Origin of the sequence: Streptomyces sp. NBC_01390, assembly GCF_045040105.1 — a bacterium.
GTDB lineage: Bacteria > Actinomycetota > Actinomycetes > Streptomycetales > Streptomycetaceae > Streptomyces.
Genome location: NZ_CP109551.1, coordinates 7,418,542 through 7,430,569 on the forward strand (window position 1 = coordinate 7,418,542; position 12,028 = coordinate 7,430,569).

The 12,028-nt window shown below is 69.7% G+C and carries 11 protein-coding genes and 2 tRNA genes; 5 read left to right on the forward strand and 8 right to left on the reverse strand.

Features of this window, described 5'->3' with window-relative positions; translation table 11 throughout:
• Nucleotides 1-30: 30 nt before the first annotated feature.
• The 5 genes from moaC to OG241_RS33505 all read left to right on the forward strand — a co-directional run bounded on the left by moaC (nt 31) and on the right by OG241_RS33505 (nt 3,403).
• Nucleotides 31-513 (forward strand): cyclic pyranopterin monophosphate synthase MoaC, encoded by a 483-nt coding sequence (gene moaC / locus OG241_RS33485; protein WP_006380873.1) that lies wholly within the window; start codon nt 31-33, stop codon nt 511-513.
• Nucleotides 510-1,061 carry a molybdenum cofactor biosynthesis protein B gene (locus tag OG241_RS33490; protein WP_405820650.1) on the forward strand — a complete coding sequence of 184 codons (552 nt, stop codon included), beginning with the start codon at nt 510-512 and terminating at the stop codon, nt 1,059-1,061. The genes moaC and OG241_RS33490 overlap by 4 nt, the downstream gene beginning before the upstream one ends.
• A gap of 26 nt (nt 1,062-1,087) precedes the next feature.
• Complete coding sequence (locus OG241_RS33495; RefSeq protein ID WP_405820652.1) at nt 1,088-1,693, forward strand: GNAT family N-acetyltransferase; 606 nt, start codon at nt 1,088-1,090, stop codon at nt 1,691-1,693.
• 221 nt (nt 1,694-1,914) lie between these two features.
• Nucleotides 1,915-3,180, forward strand: a complete 1,266-nt coding sequence (glpR, locus tag OG241_RS33500) for a gephyrin-like molybdotransferase receptor GlpR (RefSeq protein WP_405820654.1) — start codon at nt 1,915-1,917, stop codon at nt 3,178-3,180.
• Nucleotides 3,181-3,329: 149 nt separating this feature from the next.
• Nucleotides 3,330-3,403 (forward strand) — tRNA-Ala (locus tag OG241_RS33505).
• 483 nt (nt 3,404-3,886) lie between these two features.
• Here the strand turns inward: OG241_RS33505 and OG241_RS33510 are convergent.
• The 8 genes from OG241_RS33510 to OG241_RS33545 form a co-directional block, all read right to left on the reverse strand.
• A tRNA-Trp gene (locus tag OG241_RS33510) sits at nt 3,887-3,961 on the reverse strand.
• Between the two features lie 1,012 nt (nt 3,962-4,973).
• A complete protein-coding gene (locus tag OG241_RS33515) occupies nt 4,974-6,116 on the reverse strand; it encodes a hypothetical protein (RefSeq protein ID WP_405820656.1) in 1,143 nt (380 codons plus the stop codon).
• Nucleotides 6,117-6,208: 92 nt separating this feature from the next.
• On the reverse strand, nt 6,209-7,075 hold the full coding sequence (locus tag OG241_RS33520) for a YwqG family protein (protein WP_405820658.1): 867 nt from the start codon (nt 7,073-7,075) through the stop codon (nt 6,209-6,211).
• Between the two features lie 109 nt (nt 7,076-7,184).
• A complete protein-coding gene (locus tag OG241_RS33525) occupies nt 7,185-7,610 on the reverse strand; it encodes a hypothetical protein (RefSeq protein ID WP_405820660.1) in 426 nt (141 codons plus the stop codon).
• A 52-nt stretch (nt 7,611-7,662) separates the two neighbouring features.
• Nucleotides 7,663-7,845, reverse strand: coding sequence for a DUF6183 family protein (locus OG241_RS33530; RefSeq protein ID WP_405826545.1), 183 nt, complete (start codon nt 7,843-7,845; stop codon nt 7,663-7,665).
• 7 nt (nt 7,846-7,852) lie between these two features.
• Nucleotides 7,853-8,530, reverse strand: coding sequence for a CPCC family cysteine-rich protein (locus OG241_RS33535; RefSeq protein ID WP_405820662.1), 678 nt, complete (start codon nt 8,528-8,530; stop codon nt 7,853-7,855).
• 174 nt (nt 8,531-8,704) lie between these two features.
• Complete coding sequence (locus OG241_RS33540; RefSeq protein ID WP_405820664.1) at nt 8,705-11,185, reverse strand: ABC transporter permease; 2,481 nt, start codon at nt 11,183-11,185, stop codon at nt 8,705-8,707.
• Nucleotides 11,179-11,952: an ABC transporter ATP-binding protein gene (locus OG241_RS33545; RefSeq protein ID WP_405820666.1), complete on the reverse strand. Its 774-nt coding sequence runs from the start codon at nt 11,950-11,952 to the stop codon at nt 11,179-11,181. The genes OG241_RS33540 and OG241_RS33545 overlap by 7 nt, the downstream gene beginning before the upstream one ends.
• Between the last annotated feature and the right edge of the window lie 76 nt (nt 11,953-12,028).

A 12,028-nucleotide genomic window follows, 5' to 3' on the forward strand; every position in this document is an offset into this window, starting at 1 on the left:
CAACAGGCCCGACCGGGAGCGCCGCAGCACATGAGCACGCAGGACGACCGACTGACGCACATCGACGAGACGGGCGCCGCCCGCATGGTCGACGTATCCGCCAAGGACGTGACCGCGCGCACCGCTCGCGCCAGCGGCCGTGTCCTGGTATCGCCGCGCGTGATCGAACTGCTGCGAGGGGAAGGGGTCCCCAAGGGGGACGCCCTGGCCACCGCGCGGATCGCGGGCATCATGGGCGCCAAGCGGACCCCGGATCTCATCCCGCTCTGCCACCCGTTGTCGGTGTCGGGTGTGAAACTGGACCTGTCGGTCGCGGACGACGCCGTGGAGATCCTGGCCACCGTGAAGACGACGGACCGTACGGGCGTCGAGATGGAGGCCCTCACGGCGGTCTCGGTCGCCGCGCTCACCGTGATCGACATGGTCAAGGCGGTCGACAAGGGGGCGGTCATCACGGACGTCCGGGTGGAGGAGAAGACCGGCGGCAAGTCGGGCACCTGGAGCAGGTCATGACACCGGTACCGCTGCCTTACGACGCCGGGGGCGCGCTGCTCGCGCCGTACGCCGCCCTGGTCGTGACCGCGTCCAACCGCGCGGCGGCGGGCGTGTACGAGGACAAGGGCGGCCCCCTGATCGCGGCGGGCCTGGAGAAGTTCGGCTTCGCCGTCGACGGACCGTGGGTCGTGCCCGACGGCGACCCGGTGGAGAACGCCCTGCGGGTCGGTGTCGAGGCCGGGTACGACGTCATCGTCACCACCGGCGGCACCGGCATCTCGCCCACCGACCACACCCCGGAGGCGACCCGCGCGGTGATCGACCAGGAGGTGCCGGGCATCGCCGAGGCCATCCGGGCGTTCGGCCGGGAAAAGGTGCCGACCTCGGCGCTGTCGCGCGGACTCGCCGGCGTCGCGGGCGGGACGCTGATCGTCAATCTGCCGGGTTCCACCGGCGGGGTGAAGGACGGACTGGCCGTCCTGGAGCCCCTGTTGAAGCACGTGGTGGACCAGATCAGGGGCGGCGATCACCCAAGACCCGCCGGAACCAGCGGGGGTGCGAGCTGAACAGCCCGTCATGGCCCGTCGAGCTGGTGGAAGGCGATGTCGTCCTCCGGCCCGTCAGGCTGCGCGACCAGCGGATCTGGCGCGAGATCAACCGGCGCAACCGGGACTGGCTGCGGCCCTGGGAGGCGACGATCCCGCCGCCCACGCCCAGCGGCCCGATCGCCCACCGGCCGACCTACCGCCAGATGATCCGGCATCTGCGCGCGGAGGCGAACGCGGGCCGGATGCTCCCCTTCGCCATCGAGTACCAGGGGCAGCTGGTCGGCCAGTTGACGGTCGCCGGCATCACCTGGGGCTCGATGTGCTCGGGCCACGTCGGCTACTGGGTGGACGAGGCGGTGGCGGGCCGTGGCGTTATGCCGACGGCGGTCGCACTCGCGGTCGACCACTGTTTCCGCACGGTCGGACTGCACCGGGTCGAAGTCTGCATTCGCCCCGAGAACGGGCCCAGCCGTCGGGTGGTCGAGAAACTCGGATTCCGCGAGGAGGGACTCAGGCCCCGTTATCTCCACATCGACGGCGCCTGGCGCGACCATCTCGTCTTCGCGCTCACCGCGGAAGAGGTGCCGGAGGGGTTGCTGAGCCGCTGGCAGCGGGCACGCTCTCAGAACACACCGAGGAATCCCGCGTAAATTGAATAAGTGTTCGAAAAGTATTCGGTTGCGACTGACGGACGGTCGGCCGGTGACCGACTGGCGTCCGTCCGACGATCGACTTGGGACGCTAAATTCACGCCTTCGATGACCCGCTGATCGCATCGATCACAAAAAAAGCTCGAAATATCAGCCAGATCGTGCGACACACCGGCTCAATTGGCAGATGGCCTCACGCAAACCCCTCTACCGTGTGAGGCGTGAGCAGCAGCGGCCTCATCTACGCAGTCATTGTCGGGGCCTGGGCCGCCTACTTGGTGCCGATGTGGCTCCGTAGGCAGGACGAGCTGAACGAGGCTCGTCCGACGGAACGCTTCAGCACCGCCATCCGGCTTCTGTCCGGACGGGCGGGCATGGAGCGCCGGTACGCCAAGGACCTGCGGGCGCGCTCCACCGACGAGGGGGAGCACAGCGCCGGAGACCCGGAGGGTGCCACCGACTCGGTGGACGTCCGGGCCTTCGCCGCGCCCCCGACCCGCCACAAGGCGAAGGTCCAGGTACAGGCACAGGCGCACCAGGAGCAGTCACCGGCGCAGGCGCACGAACCGCCGAGGGCGCCGAAGCGGGAGCAGCACGCACAGGCGTCGGCTTCGGTTTCGGCTCCCGTTCCGGCTCAGGCGAGGGAACGGAAGCGCGAGCGCGTACCGGCGGCTCGTCGGAGCGCGGGCACCTCGGCGGAAGCCGCCGCGCGCGCCCGGCGCTCGAAGGTCCTCGCGCGCCGTCGGCGTACGACGGTGATGCTGTTCATCGCCTTCACGCTCGGCGCGATCGTCGCGGCGGTCGGCGGACTCGGCCTGCTCTGGGCCCCCGCCGTCCCGGCGGTCATGCTGAGCGGATACATCGCCTATCTGCGTACGCAGGAACGGCGCCGTTTCACCTACCAGATGGACCGGCGCCAGGCCGAGCTCGCCGCGCAGCGACTGCGTGAGCGCCAGCCCCGGCGACGGCCGTCCACCGACCCCGGCGCCGAGGAGCAGGACGAGCACCCGGAGCCGGAGACGGACCCCGGGCTGTCCGCGCTCGCCGCCGACAGGCGTGCGCTCGTCGAGCAGACCGACCACGCGGAGTGGGTCGACCAGCAGCGCGAACGCCAGCGCCGCCCCGGCCACGGCGACAGCTGGGACCCGGTCCCGGTACCCCTGCCGACGTACGTGACCGCCCCGGTCGCCCCCCGCGCCACCTCCGACGTCGACCTCGGCGCACCGGACGCGTGGAGCGCGGCGCGGTCCAGCACGGTGGGCCGCGAGTCGGAGGCGTCGGCGGACGAGCCGATGCCGGCGGAGGACGCGGCGGAGACGGACGAGGACCTGTCGCCGGAGTCCGACGCGGAGCTGGGCCCGGAGGACGCGGACGGCCGCACCGACGCGCGCCGCGCGGCATCCGCCCGCAGGGCCCGGGAGCGCGGCCGCACGCCCCTGTTCGACCAGTACGAGGACGGCGAGCGGCCCAGGGCGGCCAACGAGTAGCGAGCGCCGCTCGGCCGTTCCCGGCTGTTCCGGGCCACCCTCGGCCCGGACTCCGGGCAGGTGGGAGAGCATGCGTCGGCCCCGACTGACCAGCGCGGAACGGATTTCCGAGCACCCGGATCGGGATGCTAGAGTTTCACTCGTTGCAAGGGCCTGTGGCGCAGTCTGGTAGCGCACCTCGTTCGCATCGAGGGGGTCTGGGGTTCAAATCCCCACAGGTCCACCGCAGCTCAGAGCCCCAGTCGGAGAGATCCGGCTGGGGCTCTTTGGCGTCGTCCATGTCACCGCGATCTTGCTGTGTGGAGGATCTGCACCGCGACCCGGAGTGCACGTCGAGCGCCGCGAGCAGGGAGCCGCAGGTGTGCCGGGTGTCGTGTCCGAATGGCGTGCCGTAGCGGATGGTGAACACGAAGTCGGAGGCGCCCCAAGGTTCGCCGACGGCTTCTTCGTCAACTCCTGTTCCTTCAGGTGGAGTTGCAGAGCGGTTACCCAGATCTTCGGCAGTGGGAGCGTGGTGTGTACGGCTCAGCGACCGAAATCACGGTAGCGGCCAATGCCGCAGGGTTGCGGACCTGGCTGAGCGACTCATGGCCTCGCGGATCCCGAAATCAGCGACGGGTATCACGAGCATCTTGAGGCCGACATCAGTCTCGAAGACGGCTCGGGCAGCCTGATCCTGGCCCGCGACGAAGGGCTGTAGGACCGGCGGAACCGGCCGGATTCGAACCGGCGTCCTCGCGGTTTTGGAGACCGCGCGCGACGACCTCTGCGCTACGGCTCCGCCTTGCCCGCCATCTTACGAACTCCCGCTGTTCCCAAGGTGCCCGTGCCCCTACCGTGCCCGAGGCGCTGGAGGCGCCGGTCCTGCACCTGCCGCACAAGGCGTCCGCGGCGCGGCCCGCCGGTGTACGCGCGGCTGCTGCCGTTTCTTCCGCCGCCAGGCGGAGAACCCGGAACGGCCGAAGCCGGGCCAGTCGGCGCACCCGACCCGACGGGCGTGTTCCGTCACTCTTTTGCGCCCCGCGCCCGCGCCCAGGCCCCCGGACCCGGTGGGTTCGACGCCGACAGCGGTCCTCCCGGGCGCCCAGCCGGTGCCCGTCCCCGCCCAGTTGCGAGAGGACATGAACGCGAGGACATCAAGGAAGCGTACGCCGACTCCGACGCCGTCCTGGGGAAAGAGCGCTTCGTGCAGGCCGCCGAGGTGCTCGGTGAAGTCATCGAACCCGTCGCCCACGCCCTCGGTTCCGAGAGCAAGCAGCGGTCCGCCTCCCCGGAGGCGACTACCGTGCCGCCCTGCCCGAGTTCGACGCCCTCGCCGGCGCGTGCGCCCGCATCGTCGGACTGCAACCGCCGGGCCCGCCAGTGGGGGCAGGCCCGGTTGCGGCCGATGGCGGGCAGGCCAGGGCGAGACGAGGTTTTTGGCTGCGGCGACCTTTCGTTCCGGCCTGAAGAGGAATCCCGTTCCGGAGGTCTCTGCCAGCTCGGCCGGCGTGCCTTCCCGATCGGAGTGGCACGCCACGAGTCGGCCGAGCAGCTTCTCCTCCAGCGCTGCGACCCCACCAGAGGTCACGCGAACGTGACTGCCTCGCCTGGGCGGGACCTCGCCCGGCGTCAGGCCGCACCCGGCTCCGAGTGCCATGAGGGGGAGGCCGTTGAGTCGAGCCTGGTCCGGCAGATGATTCACCCAATTCCGCAGGCGAGCCAACTCTTCGGTACCACAAGGCGGTTGAGACGTGGGAGGCGAGGGCCTGTGAGTCTGCGATGCCAGTCGTAATTCTTCACGTCGTTAACAGTTACGGCAGATCACGCTCTGCTGTGATTCGTGACACCACGTCTTCGAGGACGAGGTCCGGAAGGACGGCCAGTCCCAGACTCTGAAGATCCACGTTCGGGCTGGCTGCCTTCTCTGCAACGCGGGGCGACCAGGAGGCCAGCCGGTCCAGCGCAGATACCAACCCTTCTCGGTCGTTACTGAGCAGGGCTGCCACGAGCAACACGACATCGGCACGGGAGCTGCCTGCTGGAGCCGGGAGAGCGGCCAGCCCTGAGAGAGCGCGCTGGTTACGAGTGCCACAAAGCGCCGCTAGGGCGGCGAGAGCGAATCGGGCGGCATCCTTTTCGTCCTCCCAGCGGGACAGCAGCCTCGGCAGGTCGCTGCCGATGGCCCGCCGTGTCAGGTGTTCAGCCGCAGACTCCTCCCAGACACCCCCGAGTGCGGCGATGCGATCGGCCAGGGAAACCGTGGCTGCCGGCCCCGAAGCAGCAAGCCGCAACAGGTCGCCGAGCAGAACCAACCGGCTGCCGGGCGCGACATTGTCGTCGCAAACCAGCTCCATGAGGAACGGGACAGCCTCGACCGTGGCGTCGGTGCAGGTGCCCTGGTGGGCCACGGCATCGGCGAGATCACCGAGGAACTCACCCGTCGACCCATAGGGCTCGCCGAACGCGAACTCCTCATCGAGCAGCCACCCCACGGCATTCGGAACGTCCTCCGCGCTGCCGTACATGCGCTCTGCAACCGCTACCACGGCCCGGACCACTGCTGCGGGCTCACCGACCTCACTGCACTTCCACCGCGGACCGGCCGGAGGTCGCACGGGATCCTTGGGCAGAGGACTCGGAAGGGCGACGTCGGCGTCGGCCTGCTCATGGACCAGGCCGTCCCGTTGGAAGACTCTTTCGGCAGTGGCGGCATGTCCCTCGCTGTACCCCAGTTGGAAACCGCCATGGGCGCGGGCCACACAGTCCATCCGAGTCCGTTCACTCCGGAAGAACGGCTCGAGAGCCATGCGCTCGTACCCGCTGTAGACGGCCAGCGAGAAGACCTGCCACCACCCCTCCAGCTCCGGATCCATCGACGGCCGGCCGTACCAAAAGCTCGACGGAACGAACCGGAAGTGATCGTGGACGCGCACTGCCGTCAGACGGTGCCCCATCCCGGACAGCTCGGCCGCGGCGGCGCGGGCAGCGCCCTCGCTCGGCAGGCTCAGCGTGTACTGGACACCCCAAGCGGGATGTGCCGCAGTCATCAACTGCACTGCCAGGTGAACATCGCCCGCTCGAAGCGTCGCTCGGCCAGGTCCTCCGGGTGGATCAGCCAGTACAGGGCTCCGGCATCGCCCCACATCATGTCCGCGGCATTCTCGCTGTCGAACTGGGCCAGCAGCACCCAGTTGCCCGCCTCCTTGGACAGTCGCGGGTCGTCCCAGGGCACCTCGCCGTCCAGGACCGCCTCCGCGATCTCGATCTCGACCGGGTTCTGCACCGAGTGAACGTGCCCGCCGATCTGATGCCCCACCTCGTCGTCGAAGTCCCACAGCGCGTCGAGGAACTCCTGAGAGCAGACGGGGTGGTCGTACCGGTTCCCCAGTGGGGCATCCGGGGCGAAGGCGGCCCGGACAGAGGGGTGCCAGGGTTCGGTCGCCGTCATCGCCGTCCGAGCGGCCAGCGGCACCGCCGGATACGGCTTGAGTCCTGCAGGCGTCCCGCGCTCCACCACCTCCTCGGCCGCCGCCACAAAGAGCACGCGGGCGCCCGCCCGGCTCTCCCGGTCCTCAGCAAGGACGAGAGCTTCACCGCCGTCCATGTGCCCGTCGAAGTAGAAGAACAGCAGTGTTCCCGCCTCGGGCAGATCGATGTCCAACGCGTCTTTCGGCAGGCTCGCGCAGTCGATGGAGGCAATGAAAGAGAGCGGACCGTGGTCGTCCCACACCGGCCACTCGACATTGACCGGCAAGGACGGGAGGCCTCCGAGCTGACCGACACCGTCGTCAGAGCTGGCCGCCGCCTCCAGACGCGCACCGGGGCGCAGGAGACCGAGCCACTTCTCTGCAACCTCGGGCGACAGGTGTTGCAGGGCGAGAGAGCGCAGGGCATCTCGGGAACCATGAGTCATGTGCCCGATCATGCACGGCACCACCGACACAGACCTCGGCAGGCCCTCAACCCGTGGACTCCCAAGGAGTGGTCATACCAAGCCCCGGAGATCCGTCTGAACGGTCAGGTCAGAGCTCTTTCAGTTGATCAGCAGCGGCATCGATCCCCGACGCCCGGAGTTTGCGAGCCAGGAATTCCATCTCGGGCAGCGTGCCTGAGTATCCGCCGGTCACGACCCTGCTCAGCACCGACCTGACGTCGGCCAGACCAAGGCCGAGTTCTGCCCGCAGTACGCGCATGATCACAGTGTTGCTAGCCGACGGATCCACCTGGAGCCGAGCAGGTCCGCGCTCGGAGAGCAGGCGGCTTCGCAGCTCAGCTGGCATGTCACCGCCGCAGGCAGCCAGCGTAAACCGACACGCCGAACACGTGGACTCGGTGTCCCAGCGCAAGGAGCCGTTCACGAGAGCCTGGACACCCCAGCACTCCAACTCCGCACCACAGTCCGGGCATGCAGTCGAATAGCCGATCGACTCGAAGACCGCCTGCTCCATTTACACCTCTTCAGGAGAAGCTCAACCCCAGAACAGGGATCGTCAGTCGGTGTCAGTCGCGGCCAGAGAGTGCCAGGCGTCCGTAGGCGCCGTAGGCACCGGAGTTGTACGCCCCTCCCGTCGACGCTGCGGCGAAGAGTACTCGCCATGCTCGAGCCAGCGGGAGGGCAACGACTGACGATCGGCGCCACTCACGGACGCTGAGCTGGGCAGGCTTGCCGATAGCGAGCGACAGTCCAGAGCTACTGGTCGTAGACGACGGTGAAGCCCCGGGTCGTCTCCTCGTACCGGTTCAACTGTTGGCGGAGCGCGGACGCTGCCAGAGGCACTCGCCGTTCCAGCTCGGCCCAGCGGACGAAGCACAATAGTCCGGGCATCTCGACGAGGCCGGTGATCGCATCCCAGAATGCGGCCCAGTTCATGCCGTAGAAGGCGGGGAAGCCGAGTTCCTGCTTCAGAACGTTGTGAAGGTCGTGGTCGCTACTGACCGTCCCGACATCGATCACCACACTGTGGGGTACCGCTGATTCCGGCTCCTCGGCGGATCCCCAGAAGGATGGGAGCCACCAGCACAGAACCGATGGGGCTGTAGGCCAGGGACGATGCGTGCCACTCCTCCAGTCCTCGAACAAGTCCACGGCCAGGTCGATCGGGCGCCAATCGGGATCAAGCGGCTCATCGTCCGCCGACGGTCGCGCGAACCGTCTGCCGTGCTGGTCACAGGCGCCGTAGGCTTGGAAGTTCTCCTGAGCCTCGACAAGCGACACACGGTTGGCGCCGCCCGGCATAGAAGGCCAGCGGAACTGCTGCGCGTCGTCTTCCCAGAAGCAGATGGGGCAGATGGCGAACGATCCGGGCCATCCGTCCTCGATGTCGAAGACGAGGCGACCGCAACAGGGGCAGGGGCGGCGGGTATTCACCGGTGCAGTCTGGCCCGGACGGCCGGCCTGCGACGACCTGATTTTCGGGAAATGATCTCCCGTCGACTGAGAAGCGAGCTCCAGCCGCTTCTGGCCCGCCCGATCAGCGGTACTCGGGAACACCCCACGCACAGTTTCCCTTCGGGGCTTCGGCATGTCCGGGGCGGGCGGGGGTCACTGGCGGGCTGCCGCCGGGTCCGTCGGCCTTCGGCGCAGTGACAGGGCCGCCGGGGCCAGGGCCGAGGTCACGGCCAGGGCCGCGCAGGCCGTTGTCGTTGTCGCGAGGGCCGGCCACGGGAGTTTGAGCGAGGTCCGTACGGACAGGACGCGCAGCGCGCTCCACATGCCCAGCAGGTTCAGCGCGGCGACCAGCAGGCCGAGGATCGCACCCACCGTCACCACCAGCAGGGCCTCCGCGCCGACCGATGCCAGTACCTGTCGGCGGGTGGCGCCGGCCAGGCGCAGTGCGGCCAGGTCGCGGGTTCGGTCGGACGTTGCCATGGTCATGGTGTTGGCGAGGGAGATGCCCGTGTAGGCGAGCGCGATGCCGAGAACCAGGAGGAGGCCTGTGCGGGTCACGGGGGGAGGCTGGTGATCTGTCCCTGCCTCTGTCCATTGGGCGTTGGTGAACAGTCGGCCGCCCGTTTTCGCGATGGTCTCGCGCAGGGACGCTGTTGTCGCGGGCGGGTCCGCGTCGGACGTCAGTGTCACGTCCAGGCGGTCGGGGCGGGCGCCTCGTGCGTTGGCCGGGGTGACGTACGCGCCGTTGTTTCCCGTGCCCGTGGCCAGGGTCGCGGCGATCCGCAGTGAGCGCTTCGTGCCGTCGCCCAGCCACACCGTCACCTGCTCGCCCACCGTGTGCTCTTCCCACTCCTCGTTGACGATGATCGAGTCGTCGTCGAGGTCGGTCACCCGGCCCGAGGTCACCGGCAGGTGGGTCGTCGCGGCGAGGGGGGCCGGATCGGCGGCGCGTGCCTCGGACTTGACGAGGGCCACGCCTTCCTCCAGGGCGTACACGGCGGTCGGCGCGGTCGCGGAGACCTCGGCCACGCCGGGCATGGCCCGCAGGCGGGCTGCCAGTTGTGTGCCGAAGGGCGTGCCGACGGGGGCGGTGGCGATGAGATCCGCTGTCGTCGCGTGGCGCAGCTCGGTCGCCTTCGCCTCGGTGAGGGTCGCGGTGGCGCCCAGGAGCGAGCCCGCCAAGGCCACGGTGACCAGGACGGGGGCCGCGATCGTGGCGGTACGGCGGACGTTCGCGGTCGTGTTCTCGCGCGCCAGCAGCACGGTGGCGCCCGGGAGTCGGGCCAGCGGCCGGGTGAGGAGGCGGGTCAGGGGGCCCACGAGGGCTGGCGTGAGGAGCGCGGTCGCGGTGATCAGCAGCAGGGGGCGGCTCGTGTACGTCTTGCGGTGCAGCAGATCGCCCGGCTCGGTGAGGAGGGAGACGGCGAGGGTCAGTACAGCTGTGAGCAGCAGTGCCGCGCCGATCAGGAGGCGGGTGCGGGGCAGGGGGCGGGTGTTCGGCGCGGCCTCTCGCAGCGCCTCCGTCGGAGCTGTGCGACCCGCACGCCAGGACGCGGTCGCCACGCCGCACAGGGCCACCAACAGGCCTGTCCAGAAGGCCAGATGGTACGGCCAGGCGTGGTCGCCGAGCGCGAACCAGGGCGGTGCGACGCCTCCCTCGACCGTCCACTCGACGAGTCGCGGTGCGCCGTACGCGCCGAGTACGCAGCCCGTGGCCGAGGCGAGGACGCCGACTGTCAGGGCCTCCGCGAACACCATGCGGCGGAGTTGGCCCGGGGTCGCTCCGGCGGTACGCAACAGGCCGAACTCACGCTGCCGTTGGGCCACCGTGAACGCGAACGTCGACGCCACGACGAACACCGACACGAAGCCGGTGACCCCGCCCGCCGTGCCGAACAGGGCGTTCAGAGCGGTGAGTGCCTCGCTGTCCCGGTCGGGGTCCGCGTCCGCGAGGCGCCGGGCGTCGCCGGTCAGGACCGTGACGCCGTCGAACGCGCGCACTGTCTCCCGTACGGCCGTCACGTCGTTGGTTTCCACTGTCAACTGGGCGCTGTATGGCGCTAGTTCGGCTGCCCGGGCATCCGTGAGGAACATGGCGTTCTCGAAGCCCGGCGGCGTCGGCGAGTCCCGGAGGCTCAGTGTGCCTACGACTCGTACCGTGCCGTGGTCGGTGGGCACTCGGTCACCGAGTTGCGCCCAGGCGCCGGTCACGGCAACCTCCATGGCGGTTCGCGGAGGCCGGCCCCCGGTGAGTTCGTAGGGGGCGAAGGCGGCGGTCGACCAGGGGTGGGCCAGCAGGTCGCCGGGGGCGCCCGCGCGGGCTCGCACCGGCAGTGTTCTGTCCTCCACGACCCTTCCGAGGGTGCGTAGTTGGGCGACGATCTCCTTGGGCACGGGGCGTGGATGGGCCAGTCGCTGTGTCTTCGTGCCGTTCGGGGTCGGTACGCGGAGGGTGTCCGCGCCTCGTACGACCACAGGTGCGGCCGCGAAGCGTTCGGGGCCGCGGGTGGGGGCGTCCAGGGTGGCGGCCAGGGCCAGGCCCATGACGGCGACCAGTGCGACGCCGAGGGAGAGGGCCACGAAGCTGCCGGTGAAGGCCTTCCAGCGGGTACGGAGAGTGGTTGTGGTCAGCACGGGGCGGACTCCGGGCGGAAGTTGATCGGCCGGGCGGTTTCCAGGGTCGCCAGACGGGCCGCCACGGTCTGCGCCGACGGGGCCGCCACCTCGTCGTGCACCCTGCCGTCGACGAGGAGGACCACCCGGTCCGCGTACGACGCCGCCACCGGGTCGTGTGTGACCATGACGACCGTCCGGCCGTCCGTGTCGACCATCGCGCGCAGCAGCCGGAGTACCTCGTGGCCCGTTCGGGAGTCCAGGGCGCCGGTCGGCTCGTCGGCGAACAGGACCTCCGGCCGGGTGATCAACGCACGGGCCAGCGCCACCCGTTGCTGCTGACCGCCGGAGAGCTCCGGCGGACGGTGACGGGCCCGGTCGGCGAGGCCCACCTGCGTCAGCACCTCACGAATCCGCGACTTGGCGGGGCGGCGGCCGGCCAGGCGCAGGGGAAGCGCCACGTTCTGCTCGGCGGTCAGGGACGGCAGCAGGTTGAACGCCTGGAAGACGAAACCGACGCGGTCGCGGCGCAGCAGGGTCAACCCGCGTTCGCTCAGGGCCGTCAGCTCGGTGCCGCCGATCCTGACCGACCCGGACGTCGGCCGCTCCAAGCCTGCCGCGCACTGCAGCAGCGTCGACTTGCCCGAGCCGGAAGGCCCCATCACGGCGGTGAACGTGCCCCGAGGGAAGCCGAGGGTGACCGAGTCCAGGGCGGTCACCGCCTCTTCGGTCCTGCCGGTGCCGAACTTACGGGTGACGGACCGCAGTTGAATGGCGTCGATGTTCATGGGGTCAAGGCAACCCCGCGCCGGGCGGTGAAACAGTGCGGCAGAGACGAGACTTGGGGTAGGGCCAGGCATACTC

Bases quoted from the DNA above. Each gene is read 5' to 3' on its own strand.
- moaC (WP_006380873.1), top strand. From the start codon at position 31: ATGAGCACGCAGGACGACCGACTGACGCACATCGACGAGACGGGCGCC.
- OG241_RS33490 (WP_405820650.1), top strand. From the start codon at position 510: ATGACACCGGTACCGCTGCCTTACGACGCCGGGGGCGCGCTGCTCGCG.
- OG241_RS33515 (WP_405820656.1), bottom strand. From the start codon at position 6,116: ATGGGGCACCGTCTGACGGCAGTGCGCGTCCACGATCACTTCCGGTTC.
- OG241_RS33520 (WP_405820658.1), bottom strand. From the start codon at position 7,075: ATGACTCATGGTTCCCGAGATGCCCTGCGCTCTCTCGCCCTGCAACAC.
- OG241_RS33525 (WP_405820660.1), bottom strand. From the start codon at position 7,610: ATGGAGCAGGCGGTCTTCGAGTCGATCGGCTATTCGACTGCATGCCCG.
- OG241_RS33545 (WP_405820666.1), bottom strand. From the start codon at position 11,952: ATGAACATCGACGCCATTCAACTGCGGTCCGTCACCCGTAAGTTCGGC.